The organism is Blautia sp. RTP21359st1_E11_RTP21359_211015 (genome assembly GCF_040910705.1).
Lineage (GTDB): Bacteria > Bacillota > Clostridia > Lachnospirales > Lachnospiraceae > Blautia_A > Blautia_A fusiformis.
Window position 1 is genome coordinate 19,936 of record NZ_JBDGAB010000035.1, and the last position, 19,909, is coordinate 39,844.

General features: G+C 46.9%; 19 protein-coding genes. 17 read left to right on the forward strand and 2 right to left on the reverse strand.

Annotated features, from left to right (window positions below; genetic code table 11):
• Both AB5026_RS12360 and pflA read left to right on the forward strand, forming a co-directional pair.
• Nucleotides 1-843: pyruvate formate lyase family protein (locus AB5026_RS12360; RefSeq protein WP_368213406.1), on the forward strand; the 843-nt coding region annotated here is incomplete at its 5' end.
• Between the two features lie 8 nt (nt 844-851).
• Nucleotides 852-1,601, forward strand: coding sequence for a pyruvate formate-lyase-activating protein (pflA, locus tag AB5026_RS12365; RefSeq protein WP_015525340.1), 750 nt, complete (start codon nt 852-854; stop codon nt 1,599-1,601).
• A 54-nt stretch (nt 1,602-1,655) separates the two neighbouring features.
• On the opposite strand, the gene AB5026_RS12370 is transcribed toward pflA, so the two are convergent.
• Entirely contained in the window at nt 1,656-2,396 is a 741-nt protein-coding gene (locus AB5026_RS12370) for a 1-acyl-sn-glycerol-3-phosphate acyltransferase (RefSeq protein ID WP_237972549.1), read from the reverse strand.
• 215 nt (nt 2,397-2,611) lie between these two features.
• On the opposite strand from AB5026_RS12370, the gene AB5026_RS12375 reads away from it, so the two are divergent.
• From AB5026_RS12375 to AB5026_RS12415, 9 genes are all read left to right on the forward strand, one after another.
• Nucleotides 2,612-3,067: a protease complex subunit PrcB family protein gene (locus AB5026_RS12375; protein ID WP_237972550.1), complete on the forward strand. Its 456-nt coding sequence runs from the start codon at nt 2,612-2,614 to the stop codon at nt 3,065-3,067.
• A 3-nt stretch (nt 3,068-3,070) separates the two neighbouring features.
• Nucleotides 3,071-4,639: an SPOCS domain-containing protein gene (locus AB5026_RS12380; protein ID WP_368213408.1), complete on the forward strand. Its 1,569-nt coding sequence runs from the start codon at nt 3,071-3,073 to the stop codon at nt 4,637-4,639.
• A gap of 90 nt (nt 4,640-4,729) precedes the next feature.
• Nucleotides 4,730-5,611, forward strand: coding sequence for a 4-(cytidine 5'-diphospho)-2-C-methyl-D-erythritol kinase (gene ispE, locus AB5026_RS12385; protein ID WP_015525345.1), 882 nt, complete (start codon nt 4,730-4,732; stop codon nt 5,609-5,611).
• Nucleotides 5,601-6,302, forward strand: coding sequence for a GntR family transcriptional regulator (locus AB5026_RS12390; protein WP_022427303.1), 702 nt, complete (start codon nt 5,601-5,603; stop codon nt 6,300-6,302). The genes ispE and AB5026_RS12390 overlap by 11 nt, the downstream gene beginning before the upstream one ends.
• Before the next feature lie 106 nt (nt 6,303-6,408).
• Nucleotides 6,409-7,905: a spore germination protein gene (locus AB5026_RS12395; protein WP_022427304.1), complete on the forward strand. Its 1,497-nt coding sequence runs from the start codon at nt 6,409-6,411 to the stop codon at nt 7,903-7,905.
• Nucleotides 7,906-7,910: 5 nt separating this feature from the next.
• A complete protein-coding gene (locus AB5026_RS12400) occupies nt 7,911-9,596 on the forward strand; it encodes a GerAB/ArcD/ProY family transporter (protein WP_022427305.1) in 1,686 nt (561 codons plus the stop codon).
• 105 nt (nt 9,597-9,701) lie between these two features.
• The gene (locus AB5026_RS12405; RefSeq protein WP_118753281.1) at nt 9,702-9,941 is read left to right on the forward strand and encodes a hypothetical protein; all 240 of its coding nucleotides are present in this window, start codon (nt 9,702-9,704) and stop codon (nt 9,939-9,941) included.
• 56 nt (nt 9,942-9,997) lie between these two features.
• On the forward strand, nt 9,998-10,819 hold the full coding sequence (gene murI / locus AB5026_RS12410) for a glutamate racemase (RefSeq protein ID WP_021653072.1): 822 nt from the start codon (nt 9,998-10,000) through the stop codon (nt 10,817-10,819).
• A gap of 32 nt (nt 10,820-10,851) precedes the next feature.
• Nucleotides 10,852-11,298, forward strand: coding sequence for a DUF1934 domain-containing protein (locus AB5026_RS12415; protein ID WP_021653071.1), 447 nt, complete (start codon nt 10,852-10,854; stop codon nt 11,296-11,298).
• 99 nt (nt 11,299-11,397) lie between these two features.
• Here AB5026_RS12415 and AB5026_RS12420 read toward each other — a convergent pair whose 3' ends face one another.
• Entirely contained in the window at nt 11,398-11,838 is a 441-nt protein-coding gene (locus tag AB5026_RS12420; protein WP_021653070.1) for a type IV pilin, read from the reverse strand.
• A 94-nt stretch (nt 11,839-11,932) separates the two neighbouring features.
• Here AB5026_RS12420 and AB5026_RS12425 point away from each other — a divergent pair, with 94 nt between their 5' ends.
• The 6 genes from AB5026_RS12425 to glgB all read left to right on the forward strand — a co-directional run.
• The gene (locus AB5026_RS12425) at nt 11,933-12,136 is read left to right on the forward strand and encodes a hypothetical protein (protein ID WP_173741147.1); all 204 of its coding nucleotides are present in this window, start codon (nt 11,933-11,935) and stop codon (nt 12,134-12,136) included.
• Entirely contained in the window at nt 12,087-13,571 is a 1,485-nt protein-coding gene (locus tag AB5026_RS12430; RefSeq protein WP_330603430.1) for a polysaccharide deacetylase family protein, read from the forward strand. Before AB5026_RS12425 ends, AB5026_RS12430 begins: the two co-directional genes overlap by 50 nt.
• A gap of 53 nt (nt 13,572-13,624) precedes the next feature.
• On the forward strand, nt 13,625-15,124 hold the full coding sequence (locus AB5026_RS12435) for a polysaccharide deacetylase family protein (RefSeq protein ID WP_227574305.1): 1,500 nt from the start codon (nt 13,625-13,627) through the stop codon (nt 15,122-15,124).
• A gap of 78 nt (nt 15,125-15,202) precedes the next feature.
• Nucleotides 15,203-16,537, forward strand: coding sequence for a trigger factor (tig, locus tag AB5026_RS12440; RefSeq protein ID WP_129974693.1), 1,335 nt, complete (start codon nt 15,203-15,205; stop codon nt 16,535-16,537).
• A gap of 227 nt (nt 16,538-16,764) precedes the next feature.
• Nucleotides 16,765-18,171 (forward strand): polysaccharide deacetylase family protein, encoded by a 1,407-nt coding sequence (locus tag AB5026_RS12445; protein ID WP_015525358.1) that lies wholly within the window; start codon nt 16,765-16,767, stop codon nt 18,169-18,171.
• A gap of 211 nt (nt 18,172-18,382) precedes the next feature.
• A partial coding sequence (gene glgB, locus AB5026_RS12450) for a 1,4-alpha-glucan branching protein GlgB (protein WP_368213410.1) occupies nt 18,383-19,909 on the forward strand: 1,527 nt, incomplete at its 3' end.

Consider the following 19,909-nt stretch of genomic DNA (forward strand, 5'->3'; position numbering starts at 1 on the left):
GCAAAATATGATCAGATGATGGACTGGCTTGCACATCTGTATGTTGGAACACTGAACATGATCCACTACATGCATGATAAATACTACTATGAGGCAGCTGAGATGGCACTTATCGATACAAAGGTTGACCGTTCCTTCGCAACAGGTATCGCCGGATTCTCACACGTAGTAGATTCCCTTTCCGCTATCAAATATGCAAAAGTAAAAGCAATCCGTGACGAGGACGGAATCACAACAGACTTCCAGGTTGAGGGTGACTTCCCACGTTATGGTAACGATGATGACAGAGCAGACGAGATCGCAACAACTCTGCTTTCCACATTCCTTGAGAAGCTGAAACACATCCATACCTATCGTGATTCCAAGCCAACCACATCCATCCTTACCATCACATCCAACGTTGTTTATGGTAAAGCTACAGGATCTCTTCCGGACGGAAGAAAAGCCGGCGAGCCTCTGGCACCGGGAGCAAACCCGTCTTACGGCGCAGAGCAGAACGGACTTCTTGCTTCCCTGAACTCTGTTGCAAAGCTTGACTATGAGGATGCCCTTGACGGAATCTCCAATACTCAGACGATCAACCCGGATGCACTTGGCCATTCTGAGGAAGAGCGTACAGAGAATCTTGTAAATGTACTTGACGGATACTTTGACCGTGGTGCACATCACCTCAATGTAAACGTATTCGGTAAAGAGAAACTTATCGATGCTATGGAGCATCCGGAAAAAGAGGAGTATGCAAACTTCACGATCCGTGTTTCCGGATACGCTGTTAAGTTCATCGACCTTACAAGAGAGCAGCAGCTTGACGTTATCGCAAGAACCTGCCACGAAAGGATGTAATAAAAAATATGGACGACCAGAAAAAAATCACTGGCTACGTCCACTCACTGGAGAGCTTCGGCTCTGTTGACGGACCAGGAGTCCGGTATGTGATCTTTTTGAGCGGCTGCGCCATGCGCTGTCAGTTCTGCCACAATCCGGACACCTGGCAAATGAAAACAGGGACGGAGTACACAGCAGATGAGCTGCTTGAAAAAGCCTGTCGATACCGCTCTTACTGGGGAAGTAAGGGCGGTATTACTGTGAGTGGAGGCGAGCCACTGTTACAGATCGATTTCCTCACTGAGCTGTTCAGAAAAGCAAAAAAACTTGGGATCCACACAACACTTGATACCAGCGGCAACCCTTACACAGAAGAGGGTCCGTGGTATGAAAAATGGGAAGAGCTGATGAAGTACACAGATCTTGTCATGCTGGATATCAAGCACATTGATGAGGAACAGCATAAGATCCTCACAGGATGTACCAATAAAAATATCCTTGCCATGGCCCGGAAGCTTTCCGATATGGGCGTATCCATGTGGATCCGTCACGTACTGGTTCCGGAACGCAATGACCGGGATGACTATCTCCACCGGCTGGCTGACTTTATCGCAACACTGAAGACAGTTGAGAGAGTGGAGGTTCTTCCATATCACACACTCGGAACCTTTAAATGGGAAAATCTGCATATTGATTATCCGCTGAAGGGAATCAATCCGCCAACGAAAGAACGCATCGAAAATGCGGAAAAAATCCTGGGAGCAGGTACACAGTAATAAAAAACCATATCTTATGTCGAAAAACAGACATAGATATGGTTTTTTTGATGTTCACACCAGTTCTTTGTTTTTGATCAGCATTTCTTTGATGATATCCTGTGTATAAGAACCTAAGCGGCGCTGAGTATCCCGGTCAAGCTCTGAAGGAATGATAGGCTTGCCATATTCGATCACTACGTGTGTAGGTGTCATCTTCGGGAAATTGGCCTCCCAGATATTGGCAGAGTTGCTGATCGCAATAGGAATGATCGGGCTTTTGGCTCTGGCTGCGATCTTGAAGCTGCCGTCATGGAAAGGCAGCATTTCTGTTTCATCAACATTCTTATTTCTGGTTCCTTCCGGGAAGATACATACGGAAATGCCGGATTTCACATAGTCTGCGGCCTGGAGGATCGTTTTCAGACCCTGCTTGATATCCTCTCTGTCGAGAAAGAGACAGTAGAGATTGCGCATCCAGTTGGAGAGCAGCGGATAATGCTCCATTTCCTTCTTGGCAACATAGCCGGTGCGGATCGGACAGCGGCTGTAGGTGAGCAGGATGTCGAAATAGCTCCGGTGGTTTGCTACATAGAGAACAGCCTGATCCTTTGGAACGTTTTCTTCGCCGATGACGGTGACTTTGGCGCCTGTGATCCACAGGATGAATTTGAATATGGTCTGTACCATGCGCAGAGAGCTGATATCCTTAGTCATGGGAGAAAATTTCCCGATGATCCATTCTACAAGGAGAACCGGAATGGTCAGCACCAGATAGGCGATCACCACGATACAGACAAGTATGAATCGAATCATGTCTTTTGTCCTTTCTGTTATAGATACTTGCGGAGAGTTCCGCAGTAAGATGGTATTTTTATATTATACGAAGAAAATCCGATAGTTGCAATAAATCTTTCCCTGCTCACATAGAATAAATACTGAATAATGGTTACTGTTTACTGGTGATCTTCCGCAAAGCGTGTTACTGAGAACGGAGTGAACAGTAACGAATCATGCAGGTGGCTTATATTATGAAAAAAGCAGTATTTCTGCGGATCGTGCTGACAGCTGCCGTGCTGGCACTGCTGCTTTCCGGGTGTCGATTTGTCCGGGTGGAGGAAGAAGAACGAAAACCGGTAGATTACATCGTTGTGGAACGCCGGGATATCCCGGAGGAGCTTTCCAGGCTTATGGAAGAAAAAAAGGAAAAGGAATTTCAGCTGAGTTATGAAACCGGAGAGGATCTTTACCTGGCCAAAGGGTACGGGCGGCAGATGAGTGGCGGATACAGCATCCAGGTAGAGGAGCTTGGAGAATCCTCGAATGGGATATTTTTTGTTACAAAACTTCTTGGACCGGAGGATCTTAAGGAGGCAGGAGTTCCGTCCTATCCCTGCATTGTGATAAAAACCCGGAAACAGGAAAAGCCGGTAACGTTCCGGGAAAGCAGCAGTCCGGTGAAAAAAGAGTCGGAGAAAGGGGAATAGACTGTGGAATTAAAAAAAGAAAGCATGCAGATATTAAAGGAAAAAAGCAGGGCAAAAAGTCAGATCACTTTTGATGAGGATTTTAATGTACCGGATGCAAAACCGGATGCAGGAAGACTGATCCAGAATAAGGGCAGGATCATTATGGATGATGTCCGTCTTACTGACGGGAAAGGTATTCTTACGGGAAATCTGCAGGTAGATATCCTTTATGTGGGGGAAGAAAGAGGGATCGTCAGCAGTCTTACTGCAAAACTTCCATTTGAGGAAACCTTGAACCTGAAGAATATCATAAACGGGGATAAAATGTGTCTGAAGTGGGAAATTGAAGATCTTACGATCCGCCTGATCCATTCCAGAAAGCTCAATATCAAAGCGTTGGTAACTTTTTGTGTGACTGTGGATGAAACAGAACAGATCCGCCTGCCGGTGGCGCTGGATGCAGAAGAGGTATCCGTCAGAAAAAAAACAGTCCGTTTTCTGGGACTTACCGTACATAAAAAAGATACACTCCGGATCAAGGATGAGTATACCATTGCCTCCAATCGTCCGGATATCGCCAGCCTGATCTGGTATACTATGGATGTACGGGGGCTGGATCTGAAGCCGGAGGAAAATGTGGTAAAGGCAAGAGGAGAGCTGTCCGTTTTTGTGCTGTACGGAGCTGAAGATACAGAAGCCCCGGTGCAGTGGCTGGAATATTCGCTGCCTTTTTCCGGAGAAGTGGAATGTCCGGACTGCACGGAGGAACTGATCCCGCTGATCGAAGCTTCGGTGATGCATCAGAGTCTGGAGGCCAAACCGGATGTCGATGGGGAAGAACGGATCCTTGTTTCGGATGTTGTGCTGGAGCTGGATATGAAATTTTTCAGGGAAGAGGAATATGATCTCATTACCGATGTGTATACACCGATCCGTGAATGTGTTCCGGAAGGAAAGAATGAGGTACTGGAACGGCTTCTGGTACGTAATTTTTCCAGATGCAGGATCAGTGACAGGATCCAGGTAAAGGAGACTCAGGGAAAAGTCCTCCAGCTGTGTCACAGTCAGGGAAAAGTGAAGATTGATAAGACCAGGATCGTAGAGAACGGTGTGCAGGCAGATGGCGTGGTCATGCTGAAGATCCTGTACATTATTGGAAATGATGATATGCCGTTTTATTCCATGGAGGCAATGATACCGTTTTCCCATATGGTGGAAGCAAGAGGGATCCGACAGGACAGCTGTTATCAGTTAAAAGCAAAGCTGGAGCAGCTTTCCGCAGCCATGGCAGATGGAAATGAGATCGAGATCCGGGCAACTGTAGGACTGGAGCTTCTGGCAGTTGCCAGAGAACCGGTATTTATCATTGAGAAAGTAGAGGAAAAACCACTGGATATGAAAAAACTCCAGGCTATGCCGGGAATCCTGGTTTATATGGTAAAACCGGGAGATGAATTGTGGGATATCGCAAGGAAATATCACACATCTATCCAAGAGATCCGGACGATCAATGCTCTCAAGGAAAATCAGGAACCCTCTCCGGGAACTCCGCTTCTTGTTGTGAAAAAAGTGGAAGGTCAGATCAAATAAAAAGTGGAATATTTTGCTGTTGAAAAGAATGTAAAAATCATATAAAATACATGTATAAATACTGTATACAAAGTACAAATGGAGGGGCTTATGCGTTTAAAAGCAATGGCAAAGATCAATCTCGGACTTGATGTTCTGGGAAAGAGAGAGGACGGTTATCATGAGGTACGCATGATCATGCAGACCATCCGTATGTATGATATCCTGGATATCAGAAAGACCAGACGGCCGGGGATCGTACTGACGACCAATCTTCCGTTTATTCCTACAGATCAGAGAAATCTTGTATATAAGGCAGCACAGATGCTGATGGAGGAGTTCGATGTTGAAGAGGGACTTTCCATCAAGCTTCGTAAATTTATCCCGGTGGCAGCAGGCATGGCAGGAGGCAGCTCCGATGCAGCGGCCGCATTTGTGGGTGTGAACCGGATGTTCCATTTAGGGCTTACTGAAGAACAGCTGATGGAACGTGCAGTAAAGGTCGGAGCAGATGTTCCGTATTGTATCATGCGGGGAACAGCTCTTGCGGAGGGAATCGGAGAGAAGCTGACCAGACTTCCGGAAGTTCCGAAATGTTATGTTCTGATAGGAAAACCGGGAATCAATGTTTCCACAAAAACAGCCTATGAGAATCTGAATCTGGAAGGGATCGGAAAACATCCGGACATCGATGGACTCATCGGAGCTATCAGAAATAATGATCTGTATGCCATGGCATCCAGAATGGAGAATGTATTTGAACCGGGGATCATCCGACAGTATCCTGTGATCGGCAATATCAAGAACCTTATGGAAGAAAAAGGTGCGCTGAAAGCCGTGATGAGCGGAAGCGGTCCTACTGTGTTTGGAATCTTTGATAACAGGGATAAGATGGCCGCGGCAGCCAGAAGCCTCAGAAAGAGCGGGCTTGCAAAGACTGTATTTGCCACGGATATTTACAATAGAGATGGAGGAGTTACAAATGACAAGTGATTTTTCTGTGGATATGAATGAATATCTGCCGCTTCGGGATGTTGTTTTTAACACCTTGCGGCAGGCAATCCTGAAGGGAGAGCTGAAGCCGGGCGAAAGACTTCTGGAGATCGCCCTTGCAGAGCGTCTTGGCGTGAGCAGAACACCGGTGCGTGAGGCTATGCGCAAGCTGGAGCAGGAAGGTCTTGTAGTGATGATCCCACGCAGAGGTGCACAGGTAGCCAGCATCACAGAGAAGGATCTGAACGATGTTCTGGAGGTGCGTATCGCCCTCGAAAATGTTGCCATAGAAAAAGCGTGCAAGCTGATCACAGAGGATGAGCTGGGAAGGCTCTGGGTGGCAGCCAAGGAATTTGAAAAAACAAAAGCAGAGGGAAATCTGGTCCGTCTGGCGGAAACCGATGTGGCTTTCCACGAGATCATATATCAGGCTTCTGATAATAAGCGTCTGAATCAGGTCCTGAATAATCTCCGTGAGCAGATGTACCGTTATCGTGTAGAGTATCTGAAGGAGGAGCAGACAAGAAATCTTCTGGTCAGTGAGCATGAAGAACTGGTAAAAGCCATCCGTGAAGGAGATGTGCAAAAGGCGCAGGATATTTCTTTCCATCATCTGGAGAATCAACGAAAAGCGATCATCCGTACTATCCGCGCGGAGAATGAGGCCAAAGAGGCCGAGAAAAAAGAATAAGAACCGGATATGCGGGAATATTAAGAGAGATGTCATTGGGGCATCTCTTTTTTTAACCGAATGCGGATGCTTTTATCCGTCTGACTGCATAAAGGATGGTGACTTTATGGAAACAAGGAAGATATCGATATCTCTTCATGAAAATGAATCGTATATCCGGAAACGGTGTGAAAACTGCGATGATATCCTGATCAGACCCATGCGCCTTGGTGAGGGACATAAGGCGGACTGTCTGATGGTCTATATTGAGGTTGCGGTTTCAAACATGATGCTGGATGATTCTGCTATCGGAAAAATGATCAATCATTTCTGGGAGATTCCGGAGGAAAAGATCCGGGAATTTATCCGCCGAAACAGTCTTGGAATTGCAGATGTGAAGGAGCTGTCTTCTATGGAGGAGGTATTTGGTGCCATTCTTTCGGGAAATGCAGTTTTCTTTCTGGATGGATACGACAAAGCAATGAAAATTTCCAGTAAAGGATATCCGGGGCTGGCTGTATCAGAGGTGAAAACGGAAAAGGTCCTCAGAGGCTCCAAGGAGGGGTTCTGTGACAGTGTAAAAACCAATGCGGCCCTTGTGAGAAAGCGGATCCGGGATACCAGGCTGAAGGTGGAGCAGAGCAGCATCGGTGTACGCTCTAATACGGTGGTACAGCTTCTTTATGTGGAGGATCTGGTCCATGAGGAGCTTCTGACTGCTGTGAAAGAGCGCCTGGAATCTTTTGCAGTGGACGGGATCCTGGACAGCGGGATGCTGGAACAGCTGACAGAAGAAGCATGGTATTCTCCCTTTCCTCAGTTTCAGACAACGGAGCGGCCGGACCGGGCTGCCCAGGAGCTGCTGAATGGAAAAGCAGTTCTGCTCTGCGACAATTCGCCGGTGGCACTGGTGGTTCCCGGAGCATTCAACAGTTTTATGGAAAGCAGTGAAGACTGGTACAACCGTTTTGAGATGGCATCCTTCCTGCGGGTGCTCCGGTATCTGGCCATGGCTGTGGCAACGCTGCTCCCCGGACTTTATCTGGCTGTGATCCGGTTTCATACACAGATCCTTCCGGCGAATCTGATCCTTTCCTTTGCACAGGCAAGAGAGGGCGTTCCATTTTCCAGTGTAGTGGAGCTGGTGTTCCTGGAACTGTCTTTTGAGCTGATACGGGAGGCTGGTGTGCGGATCCCGGGAGCTCTTGGAAATGCCATTGGGATCGTAGGAGGACTGATCATCGGACAGGCTGCGGTGGAGGCCAATCTTGTCAGCCCGGTGGTAGTGATCATCGTGGCACTGACAGCACTGGGATCACTGGCTATACCTAATGAGGAATTTGCTTCTGCATTCCGGCTTCTGAAGTACGCTTTTCTGTTTCTGGGAGGATTTCTAGGTATATTCGGAATCGTGTTGGGACTGTATCTCACCATGGCGCATCTGGCAGGACTTTTAAGCTTCGGTGTCCCATATCTGGTACCTTTTGTAGAGAAGAACAGTGAGGCGGAAACCGGTGGAAGGATTTTGCGACAGCCCTTCCGGAAGCGGAAATTCCGGCCGCTGTATGCCAGAAATGCCCAGAAACGCAGGCTTCGGACAAGGCCATGGAGCCGGAAAGGATAAAGGTTATGAGATTTGCGGAGAATAACAGGATTTCCCACAGACAGCTTTTTCGGCAGATCATACTGGTGTTTCCGGCGCCGTTTCTGCTGTGCCTGTTTAAGAATGGAGCGATGTTGGGCATCAGTGCCATGGCAGGGACAGCTGCTGCGGCCGTAGTGCTCTCTTTTTATGTAATCTGGCTGATACGTCTGACACCTGCATATGGGGAGCTTTCCAAAAGGATAGGAAGTTTTACTGTACGATTTATTGGCCTGTTCTTTTTGGTATATGTGATCGTAAGTTCGGCATTTCTTTCGGGCCTTCTGGGGGAGGTGATCCCGGAAAGTCTGATCAGCGGGATTTCCGGAAAATGGCTGTCTCTTCTTGCAGTTGCAGCCTGTAGTCTGGGAACGCATCGCGGAATGCAGAGAAGAGGGCGGATCGCTGAGGTGTCCGGAAGGATTTTTCTGGCAGGGATTCTTCTTCTGATGCTTTTATGTGCAGGGCAGGGAAAAACAGAGTACTTTATGGAAGTGATGAAAGATCCGGAAACAGGATTTACAGGAGAGCGATGGCTCCGTGATCTGTATACACTTTTGTGTGCTTTTTCAGGAGCAGGACTTCTTCCTTTCGGGCTGGAGTATGCAAAAAAACAAGGAAGTGCCAGAAAACCTGTGATCCTGGCTTTTCTTACAGTTTGCGGGATCATTTTTGGAATGCAGCTCCTTCTTCCGGCAGTCTTTGGAGGTGCACGCCTTAAAAACGAGATCTGTCCGGTACTGCCTCTTTTGGAGGGTGCAGATCTTCCGGGAAACGTACTGGCGAGATTTGATGTGATATGGATGGGGTTTCTGGTATTCGGACTTTTGTTTTCTCTGGGAAGTTTGTTTCATTACGGAAATCAGATCGCGGAAAAAACCGGATTCGGGACCGGTCGGTACTGGATCCCGGCAGCAGGCTGGCTGCTTTCCCTGTATGAGAGAAACGGGATGGGGATCCGGGAGTATTATGGCTGGTATCTGGGGTACATCTTTGTGCCGTTTCTGCTTGTGATACAGCTTTTTCTCAGTACGGAAAACCGGGGAAGACGGAAGAAAAAAGTAACTGTGGCAGGACTTGTCCTGGTCATCACTTTGACGGGATCAGGCTGTGCGGCAGTAGAACCGGAAAAAAGAGCTTATCCGCTGGCACTGGGGGCCGGTGTTTCAGAGAATGGCTTTGTGCTGAAATATGCAATGCCGGATATGAGTACAGCTACCGGACAGGAAAAACCGGACGAAGATCCGATTTCTGTGCTGACTCTTTCCGGCCGGGATTTTCAGGAGATCGAGGCAGTCTACAACCGGTCTCAGGAAAAATTTCTGGATCTGGGTCATCTTGAAGTGCTGATCCTGGATGAACAGATCCTGGAAGAGGGATCCCGGGAAGCACTGATCGGATATCTGAAGCAGGAAGAGCATATCGGAGAGGATGTCTACGTGTTCCGGACGGATATGCTGGGAGATGTTTTTCACTGGAAGGGAGCCCGGGAAAGCTCCATAGGGGAATACCTTCAGGGAATCCAGGAGAACCGCACATCCGGGCAGCAGAAGAAGGGTGTGACTCTGCGGGAGGTATATCATCAGTTCTGTCAGGATGGAACGCTGCCCTGGCTTCCGGAGATATGGGTGGAAGGTGAGCTTCTGGAAGTGGATTACGGCAGTAATGAATAGATGGGAGCCGGACTGTTAATAATATAGATGATGATCAGTACGATAAATCGTACAATATATCTCTGGATAAGATCATCAGAAGATTTTTGACAGGAGGGCTTGCTCATGGAGCATATAAAAATGAAGAAGCATGTATTAAAAAAAGCAGGAGGGTTCCTTTTGCTCACGGCAGTGATCCTTGCAGGGAGTACCTGGGAGAGAAGAACTGCCGGTGATCAGCAGCCACAGTTTTATGCCTGGTGGGGAACGATCTACCCGGAATTCTGTTTTGAAAAAGCAGAGGACAACGGGGAAAATAAGCCGGTGAAGATATCCTTCTGGCTTGCGCAAGCCCTGGATTGGTGATACAATATTTCAACGGACCAATCACGTTCGATTAATTATTTCAGGAGATAAGATCAATGAATATAGACAGAAACGCACCGGTGGGTGTGTTTGATTCCGGTATCGGAGGACTGACAGTAGCCCGGGAGATCATGCGCAATCTCCCATCGGAAAAAATCGTATATTTCGGAGACACAGCCAGAGTTCCCTATGGAAGCAAATCCAGAGAAACGGTGATCCGTTATTCCCGCCAGATCATTCATTTTCTGCAGGAACAGAAGGTGAAGGCCATTGTGGTGGCCTGTAATACAGCCAGTGCATTTGCTCTGGATGCGGTGAAGGATGAACTGGATATCCCGATCCTTGGAGTGATCGAGGCCGGTGCCAAAGTTGCTGCCCAGGAAACCAGAAATAAACGGGTGGGCATTATCGGAACGGTGGGCACGGTAGGAAGCGGTATCCATGCCTCTTATCTGAAGGAACTGGATCCGGAGATCACCGTGATCGGAAAAGCGTGCCCGCTGTTTGTTCCGCTGGTAGAAGAGGGCTGGTATCATGATCCGGTCACCGAGGAGGTTGCCAGAAGATATCTGAAGGAGCTGCAGGAGCAGGAGATCGATACACTGATCCTCGGATGTACGCACTATCCTCTTTTAAGATCTACCATCCGCAAGATCATGGGTGAGGAGGTCTGCCTTGTGAATCCTGCATATGAGACGGCGCTGGAGCTTAAAAAGTTACTCTCCAGACTGGATCTTGCCAGCAATGAGGTAGCACAGGAGGAATTCCCGTATCGCTTTTATGTAAGTGATCTTGCAGAGAAGTTTAAGGATTTTGCCAATTCCATTCTGCCGTATAACGTAGAAAAAACACAGAAGATCGATATCGAAAAATATTAAACAGATCTGTACATAAATGATAGGAGAAAAGAATGCAGAAAGAAGTTTTGATCCATGTAAGAGGGCTTCAGATGATGGATGCACAGGGGGATCAGGAACCTATAGAGATCATTGTTCCGGGACAGTATTATTTCCGCAATGGTTCTCATTATCTCAGATATGAGGAACTGCTGGATGAAACAGCAGAACCCACCATCAATTACATAAAAGTATCCGGAAAGGGTCTGGAAGTCAGCAAGAAGGGACTGGTCAATGTACACATGGTATTTGAACAGGGCAAAAAAAACATGACCTATTATACTACCCCTTACGGAACACTTCAGATGGGAATCTCAGCTACGAATCTGGAGCTGACGGAAAGCGAAGAGAACCTTCAGATCAAAGCAGATTATGCGCTGGATATGAATGAAGAACATGTGGCAGACTGCTATCTGGCGATCCAGGTACAGCCAAGAGACTGCAAGGATTTTGTTTTATAGATCCTGCAGAAAATAAAAGATATATAATTACACTACATAAGAACAGCCGCCATGCATCAGGGGAATTCCTGAAAGCATGGCGGCTGTTTTGGATTCTGATCATTTACGGAATCTTGCGAGGAAGCCTTTTTTCTTCTTCTGTGGTGCTTCGAGAGAACCACGGATTCCTTTTACGCCAACGATGTAAAGGCCGCTGACTTCAGCTTTGATCTCTTTTTTGACCGGGATCAGATCAAAAACTTTTTCATCTGCAATAAGGATGTTGATCTTCGGACCGACTTTGGCTTTTACGATCGGAAGCTTGGACCGGCGCATAAGCTTAGGTGTCTGGTCGATGACCATCTGTGGAAGTCCGGAATCTTTCAGCGGCATCCGTTTTTTATCGATGACCAGCATGGAAACTGTCTGCTTGTTAGCCTGGATCTGAGCCTGCTGTTCGTCCTGTTTTTTCTGAGCTTTTTTTCCGAAGAAATAGAGTGCGATCACTGCTGCGATCAGAATAACGAGGATGACCAGAAGAACGATGGTAACTGTACTCATTTGAGAATCCCCCTGTATATATATTTGTTTCGCAATCGGTTACATTACGCAAACAACATTTTAGCATTGTTTCGTCAAAAAGGCAATTAAAAAAGTGAAAAAGACAGGTGGAACGGTGGAAATTTCAGCAGTTACCAGTTATAATGATTACGATGCAGTTCATCTGTGTATGCTGCAGAGAATACAGGACATAACTATCTTTGAGCTAACATATGTAATGGATAAACCAGAGATGGAGGAAATATTATATGAAAGAGAAAAAGCCCGGGGGAACCCGACCGGAAATGGGAACTCCTGAGTACGAAGAATGGCGGAAAGAGATATTGAAACGCCGCAGAAAGCGCCAGCTGAAGGAACGCAGAAAACGTCTGGCCATCATAACAGCGGCAATGATCGTCGCAGTCGGGGCATCCGTAGGGGTCGGTGCGCTGAAGGGCAGAAGTGAGAAGGCTTCAAAAGAGAAGATGGTTTCTTCTGACAAACAGAAAGAACAGACTGTTTCCGGAGAAAAAGCTTTAGAAGCAGGTACTAAAAATACAGAGACCGCTTCCAAAGATACTCTCGCAGAGGCAGAGCTTCTGGCCAGTCAGTATAACTATGACAAAGCTATCGATCTTCTGAAAAAGGCTCCGTCCTATGATTCGGATAAGAAGATGCAGGCAGCTGCAAAAAAATACGAAGACATAAAAGCAACCTGTACGGCATGGCCCCTTGAAAAGGTGACACATGTCTTTTATCATATTCTGATCAAGGATCCATCCAAAGCGTTTGACGGAGACTACAAAGAAGCAGATTATAATCAGGTCATGACAACCATTGATGAGTTTAACAAGATCACGCAGACCATGTATGACAAGGGCTATGTGATGGTAAGCATCAAGGACATGGCAAAGGCAGACGACAACGGGAATATCACAGAGGGAGAGATCCTTCTTCCGCCTGGGAAAACGCCGTTTGTCCTCTCACAGGATGATGTATGCTATTATCATTACATGGACGGTGACGGCTATGCCACGAAGCTGATCGTGGATGATAAAGGAAAGATCCGCAATGAATATGTGGAAGATGACGGAAGTGTCTCCGTGGGAGATTATGACATGGTTCCGTTGATCGACCGTTTTGTGGAAAAGCATCCGGATTTCTCATACCGCGGTGCAAAAGGAATCCTGGCACTTACCGGATACAACGGGATCCTGGGATACCGGACCGACGAAAGCTATGAGACCCGTCCGGCAGATCTGGATGAAAATAAAGTACAGTGGCTGGATGCACATCCGGATTTCAGCCTGGAAAAAGAACGGGCAGCCGCAAAAAAGGTTGCCGATGCCATGAAGGCAGAAGGCTGGGAATTTGCGAGCCATACCTGGGGACATCAGAATGTGGGACAGGTCACACTGGAGAAGCTTCAGGCAGATACCGAACGTTTCAAGAAAAATGTAGATCCGCTGATCGGGGGAACGGATGTTATCATTTTTGCTTTTGGAACCGACATTACCAATGACCAGGAGTATTCCGGGGATAAATTCGAATATCTGAAGGGGCAGGGATATAATTATTACTGCAACGTGGATTCCAGCCAGTATTATGTACAGATCCGGGATCGGTACTTCCGTCAGGGAAGACGGAATCTGGATGGATACCGTATGTATTATAACCCGGAACTGTTATCCGATCTTTTTGACGTAAAAGATGTTTTTGATCCGGCAAGACCGACACCGGTACCGCCGATGTAACGGTCATATCCGGAGATACGAGGGGACTTTTAGAAAGGGGCATATATATTATTATGAAGAAAAAAATTGCAGGTGTACTGACAACAGTGCTTGCGGCGTCACTTCTTGTGGGCGGAAACCATCCGGTCACTGTTCAGGTGGACAATATGATCTCTGGGACACAGGATGACGAGGATACACAGTCTGATGAAGCGGAAGCAGAAGCTGCAGAAGCCGAAGAAGAACAGTCCGAAGAAGCCAAAGTAGCAGCGGACCCGGAGGACCAGCCGGCAGCTACCGAGACACCGAAGGAAGAAAAAAAGGCAGAAAAAGAAACACAGAAAAGGGAAGCTGCCGAGAACAGCTCCGACAGTACTTCCTCAGACGAAAAAACACTTCTCAAAAAAGCCAAAAAACTGGCACAGCAGTATGATTACACCGGCGCGATCTCCGTGTTGAAAAACAACTGGAAATTTGCCACCAGTGACAAGATGCAGGAAGCAGCAGCAGCCTACATGAAAAAAAGAGATGCCTGTGTGGAATATCCACTTGAGAATATCACCCATGTATTTTTTCATTCCCTGATCGTGAATACTTCACTGGCCTTTGACGGAGATTCCGATGAGGCCGGATATAATCAGATGATGACCACAGTCAGCGAATTCAAAAAAATGCTCCAGATCATGTATGATAAGGGTTACGTACTGGTGAGTCCTCATGATATGGCTGTGATCAATGATGACGGAACCATGAGCAAGGGAAAGATCATGCTGCCGGAAGGCAAGATCCCTTTTGTTCTTTCAGAGGATGACGTCAGCTACTATCATTATATGGACGGAGACGGATTTGCCACAAAGCTGGTGATCGACGACAACGGAGATATCAAATGCGAGTATAAGAAGGCAGACGGTACAGTTGTGACCGGAGATTACGATGTGGTGCCGATCCTGGATTCCTTTATCAAAGAACATCCGGATTTTTCCTATCATGGAAGAAAGGGTATCCTGGCAATGACCGGTTATAATGGTGTTCTGGGCTACCGTACAGATGGGGCATATAAGACCAAGAAGAATCTTCAGGATGACCAGAAGGCTTTTCTCAAGGCCAATCCGGATTTTGACTATGATAAAGAAGTAAAAGCAGCCAAAAAAGTGGCGAAGGCCATGAAAAAGGACGGGTGGGAATTTGCAAGCCATACCTGGGGTCACAGAAACGCTACAAGCTCCACAGCAGCGGAGTTGAAGACCGATAATAAAAAATGGGAAAAATATGTGGCACCCATCCTCGGAAAAACCGATATGATCATTTTTGCCTTTGGTGCGGATATCGGCGACTGGGAAGGATACACCTCGGATAATGAGAAGTATGAGTATTACAAAAGCCGTGGCTACCGCTATTTCTGCAATGTAGATTCCAGTCAGTATTTTGTGCAGATCACAAGTGAATATTTCCGTCAGGGAAGACGGAATCTGGATGGATACAGAATGTATTACAATCCGGATATGCTCAGTGACCTGTTTGATGTATCGGAGGTGTGGGATTCTTCCAGACCGACACCGGTACCGGAAATGTAAGACAGCAAACACACTTTACAAATCTGTATAAAAAAAGATTATAATCGAACCGACAGTACTTGATGAAGGGAGTAGGTTATGAAGAAAAAAGCATATCTCATGGTTCTTGCACTGTGTGCGGCACTGGCGATCACTGCATGTGGCACATCAACAGACCAGAAAGATGACAAAAAACCTGCAGCAGAAGCGCAGGATACAACAGATAAAGAAGATTCCGGATCTGCAGATTCCAAAGAGTCAGAAGAAACGGATTCCAATAAAGACAGCGAAGAGGCAGCCTCCGGAGACACAAGGCTTGTTTCCGTGGATGATGTGAGCAAATATGTGACCATCGGAGAATATAAGGGGCTGACTCTTGATAACACAGTAGAAGCCGTAACCGATGATATGGTTGACGGAAGGATCAAGGAAGAGCTTCAGAACAAGGCTGAGGAAGTAACGGAAGGCAGTGTTCAGAACGGAGATGTGGTTACCATTAATTATGTGGGAACCAAGGACGGAGTGGCTTTTGACGGCGGTACTGCAAATAATTATGAGCTGACCATAGGCTCCGGAACGTTTATCGACGGATTTGAGGACGGGATCATCGGAATGAAAAAAGGTGAGACTAAGGATCTCGATCTGACTTTCCCGAAGGAATACTCTTCGGAAGAGCTGGCCGGACAGGAAGTGGTATTTAAGGTCACTCTGCAGAGCTTTAAGCGTGCACCTGAGCTTACCGATACCTGGGTAGCCAAGAATACAGACTGCAAGAGTGTGGATGATTACAAGAAGGAAATCCGTACTACACTGGAGGATGAAGCGAAGACAAGTGCACAGAACACATTGCGTGAAACTGCATGGAACACAGTGCTCTCAGCATCTGAAGTGAAGGAATATCCACAGGAGGATCTGGATACAGCCAAGACAGAGTTTCGCAGTCTGTATGAGAATTATGCAAAACAGGGTGATATGACGCTGGAGGATTTTGTAAAAGCTCAGGGAATCTCCATGGATGATTTTGAGGAGCAGAGCGGTCAGTATGCGGAGTTTAAAGTAAAGCAGAACCTGATCGTACAGGGGATCATGGATGCGGAGAATATGACACTTGAAGACAAAAAATCTCTCAGTATCCAGGATGAACTGATCAAAGCATACAGTGTGAAGGATCTGGCTGCGCTGGTAGATAAATACGGACAGGCAGCCGTGGATGAATCCATCGGACTTCTCAGAGTGGAAGATTTTATCCTGGACAATGCAACGGTTGAGGAGAAGGTTTCTGCCGGTGATACCCAGGGAGTAAACGGAGATGATCCTTCCTCGGACGGAAGCAGTGCGGAAGGTACCGTGGATGAAGAGCTGGAAGCGGCAGAGGCTACAGATATGGTGCCGGAAGACGGCGAGGCGGATCAGGATGCAGCGGGTCAGGAGTGATCTGACAGTATCAGCAGCTAAAAAAGTGTGGTGCCCGGAATGTGTTTCGGGTACCATTTTTTTTACATGTGCATCGCGAAGTGTGTTACTGAGAACGGAGTGAACAGTAACAAATTAAGAGATTCTTTCGGGAATTTCCATTGTATTTAAGCGTTAAATGCGGTATGATTAAAGACAGACATTAAATATCAAAGAAAGATATGAGTATATAAACGGGGATGTAAAAAATGGACAAAAGAGTTTTGCGTGAGAGGATGCGCAGAAAACAGCAGCAGTTAAGACGGCGGCGGATGATGAAGCGGATAACCTGTGTAGTTGCGGCGATTCTTCTGCTGGTTTTTGTTGTTCGAGGGGTAATTCTTCCCATCGTCAACCATGCAGGCGGCGGAAGCAATAAGGATGCGGAGACAGTAAATGTCCAGGCAAATACCGCCGGAGCTTCCACAGGCAGCAGTACGAAGGACGGTACGGCATCGACGGATACGGCTGCTTCGGATACAGACAGCGCGGATTCCGGTACGGATGCAACGGTGATGCCGGTAAAGGGCAGTGCAGCAGGCGAAAGGCTTTCTGTTATGACTCCGGGATGGCATGAGGATTCTACAGGAAAGTGGTATCAGAATCCGGATGGTACATATTATGTAAATGGTTTTGCGGATATTGACGGAACAACATACAGCTTTGATAAAAAGGGATACATGCAGACCGGATGGGTGGAGAAAGGTGTGAAGGACTATTATTTTAATGAGGATGGCTCTTATGATCCTTCCAAGAAGCGCCCGATGATCGCTCTGACCTTTGATGATGGTCCTGGAGAGTATACAGAGACACTTCTTGATACTGTTGAGAAATACAATATCCATGTTACGTTCTTTATGCTGGGACAGAATGTGGAGGGCCGTGAATCTACCATACAGCGAATGGTAAAGCTTGGCTGCGAGATCGGTAACCATACCTGGGATCATCCGGAACAGACACTGCCGAATATGGATCTGGATTCTGTTATGCAGGAGTTCCAGAAGACGGATGATGCACTGGTAAAAGCCTGTGGGCAGGCATCAACGGTATGTCGTGCACCGTATGGCGCGATCACAGATGAGCAGATGAGTGCAGTTGGCAAGCCTTTCTTCATGTGGTCTACGGATTCTCTGGACTGGAAGCTGATGGATGCGGATGCAGATTATAACCAGATCATGAATGATTCCTCACTGGGAGACGGTTCTATCATCCTGATGCATGATATTCATGAACCATCTGTGAAGTGTGCCACAGAGAAGCTGATCCCGGCACTGATCGACCAGGGATATAAGCTTGTAACAGTCAGCGAGCTTGCAGAAGCGAAGGATGTTACGTTACAGAGTGCTTCCTATTCTGACTTCTGGGACAGCTCTCTTCAGGCTGGTCGTGTTGCAGGATATGCAGGAAATTCCAGCGATTCAGAGGATTCCTCTGAGGATGGCTCCGATGGAAGCGATTCTTCTGACGGATCGGATGTCAGTGACGGATCTTCCGATGAAGGGGACTATTCCGATGGTTCTGACGAAAGTGATTATTCGGATGGATCTTCCGATGATGGAAGCTATGATGATGGTTCCTACGACGAATCTTATGACGATGGAAGCGAAGAATATTAAAAAATGACAGGAGAGACCTGAATGACAAAATGTGCGTCATTCAGGTCTCTTTTTTGACTTTATCTGACACTGTCGGATAATAGACACATATTAGCCGGAGAGGGTTTTTCCTTGACTGAAAATATGGGGATTGGTATAATTATAGAATAAAAAATTCCACTTAAAATTGGGGAATGGACGGTGGCAGAACTATAAAGGGAGGTACCTGAAAATGGGAAAGAAATTACAATTTACGGAGCTTGACCAGTATCTGTTTGGTCAGGGCACGAATTATGATATTTACAGGAAGCTGGGAGCACATCCAGATACGCAGAACCGAAAAAAGGGGGTTTATTTTGCAGTGTGGGCACCTAATGCACAGGCGGTTTCTGTTATAGGTGAATTCAACGAATGGGATACGGAGAAGAATCCCATGAAAAAAGTTGGACCCATTGGCGTTTATGAGACATTTGTACCGGGAGCGAAGATCGGACAGCTGTATAAATTTTACATTACAGGTGCACATGGTGAGGAGCTTTACAAGGCAGATCCATATGCCAATGCCGCTGAAATGCGTCCCGGAACAGCTTCTCGTATTACAGATATCACCAACTATAAATGGAAAGATGATACCTGGATGAAAAATCGCGAGAACTTTGATCCGGACACAGGTGCCATGTCTATCTATGAGGTGCATCCGGGTTCCTGGATGAAGCATCCGCAGACAGCAGAGGATGAGGATGGTTTCTATTCCTACAGAGAACTGGCGCCGAAGCTTGCACAGTATGTCAAAAAAATGGGATACACCCATGTGGAGCTTATGGGTATCGCAGAGCATCCTTTTGACGGTTCCTGGGGCTATCAGGTAACCGGCTATTACGCACCGACTTCCCGCTACGGAACACCGCAGGATTTCAAATATCTGGTGGATTATCTTCACCGTCAGAAGATCGGTATCATTCTTGACTGGGTACCGGCACATTTTCCGAAGGATGCACACGGACTGGTTAACTTTGACGGAACTGCTGTATATGAGCATGCAGATCCGAGACAGGGTGAGCATCCGGATTGGGGAACCAAGATCTACAATTACGGACGTCCGGAGGTGAAGAATTTCCTGATCGCAAACGCTCTTTACTGGGTAGAGGAATGCCACGTTGATGGTCTTCGTGTAGATGCGGTTGCATCCATGCTCTACCTGGATTACGGTAAGAAAGACGGTGAGTGGATCGCCAATAAATACGGCGGAAACAAGAATCTGGAGGCTATTGAATTTTTTAAGCATCTGAATACCGTTGTTCTCGGAAGAAATCATGGAACTGTCATGATCGCAGAGGAATCTACCGCATGGCCGATGGTAACAGGTAAGGCAGAAGACGACGGGCTTGGATTCTCTCTGAAGTGGAATATGGGCTGGATGAACGACTTCCTGGAATACATGAAGCTGGATCCATATTTCCGTAAATTTAATCATAATAAGATGACATTTTCTATGACTTATGCATACAGTGAGAAATATGTTCTGGTTCTGTCTCATGATGAGGTAGTACATCTGAAGTGTTCTATGCTGGAGAAGATGCCAGGAGAGCTGGATGATAAATTCAAGAACCTGAAGGCCGGATATACTTTTATGTTCGGGCATCCGGGTAAGAAGCTTCTGTTTATGGGACAGGATTTCGGACAGCTGCGTGAGTGGAGTGAGGCCAGAGAGCTTGACTGGTATCTTCTTGGCGAAGAAAATCATCAGAAGCTGCAGCAG

What these genes read in the sequence shown, in the direction of transcription:
- AB5026_RS12420 (WP_021653070.1), bottom strand. Translation starts at nt 11,838, where the DNA reads ATGAGTACAGTTACCATCGTTCTTCTGGTCATCCTCGTTATTCTGATC.
- AB5026_RS12435 (WP_227574305.1), top strand. Translation starts at nt 13,625, where the DNA reads ATGAAGAAAAAAATTGCAGGTGTACTGACAACAGTGCTTGCGGCGTCA.
- AB5026_RS12430 (WP_330603430.1), top strand. Translation starts at nt 12,087, where the DNA reads ATGAAAGAGAAAAAGCCCGGGGGAACCCGACCGGAAATGGGAACTCCT.
- pflA (WP_015525340.1), top strand. Translation starts at nt 852, where the DNA reads ATGGACGACCAGAAAAAAATCACTGGCTACGTCCACTCACTGGAGAGC.
- AB5026_RS12445 (WP_015525358.1), top strand. Translation starts at nt 16,765, where the DNA reads ATGGACAAAAGAGTTTTGCGTGAGAGGATGCGCAGAAAACAGCAGCAG.
- AB5026_RS12375 (WP_237972550.1), top strand. Translation starts at nt 2,612, where the DNA reads ATGAAAAAAGCAGTATTTCTGCGGATCGTGCTGACAGCTGCCGTGCTG.
- AB5026_RS12390 (WP_022427303.1), top strand. Translation starts at nt 5,601, where the DNA reads ATGACAAGTGATTTTTCTGTGGATATGAATGAATATCTGCCGCTTCGG.
- AB5026_RS12415 (WP_021653071.1), top strand. Translation starts at nt 10,852, where the DNA reads ATGCAGAAAGAAGTTTTGATCCATGTAAGAGGGCTTCAGATGATGGAT.
- ispE (WP_015525345.1), top strand. Translation starts at nt 4,730, where the DNA reads ATGCGTTTAAAAGCAATGGCAAAGATCAATCTCGGACTTGATGTTCTG.
- AB5026_RS12400 (WP_022427305.1), top strand. Translation starts at nt 7,911, where the DNA reads ATGAGATTTGCGGAGAATAACAGGATTTCCCACAGACAGCTTTTTCGG.
- murI (WP_021653072.1), top strand. Translation starts at nt 9,998, where the DNA reads ATGAATATAGACAGAAACGCACCGGTGGGTGTGTTTGATTCCGGTATC.
- AB5026_RS12405 (WP_118753281.1), top strand. Translation starts at nt 9,702, where the DNA reads ATGGAGCATATAAAAATGAAGAAGCATGTATTAAAAAAAGCAGGAGGG.
- tig (WP_129974693.1), top strand. Translation starts at nt 15,203, where the DNA reads ATGAAGAAAAAAGCATATCTCATGGTTCTTGCACTGTGTGCGGCACTG.
- AB5026_RS12395 (WP_022427304.1), top strand. Translation starts at nt 6,409, where the DNA reads ATGGAAACAAGGAAGATATCGATATCTCTTCATGAAAATGAATCGTAT.
- AB5026_RS12370 (WP_237972549.1), bottom strand. Translation starts at nt 2,396, where the DNA reads ATGATTCGATTCATACTTGTCTGTATCGTGGTGATCGCCTATCTGGTG.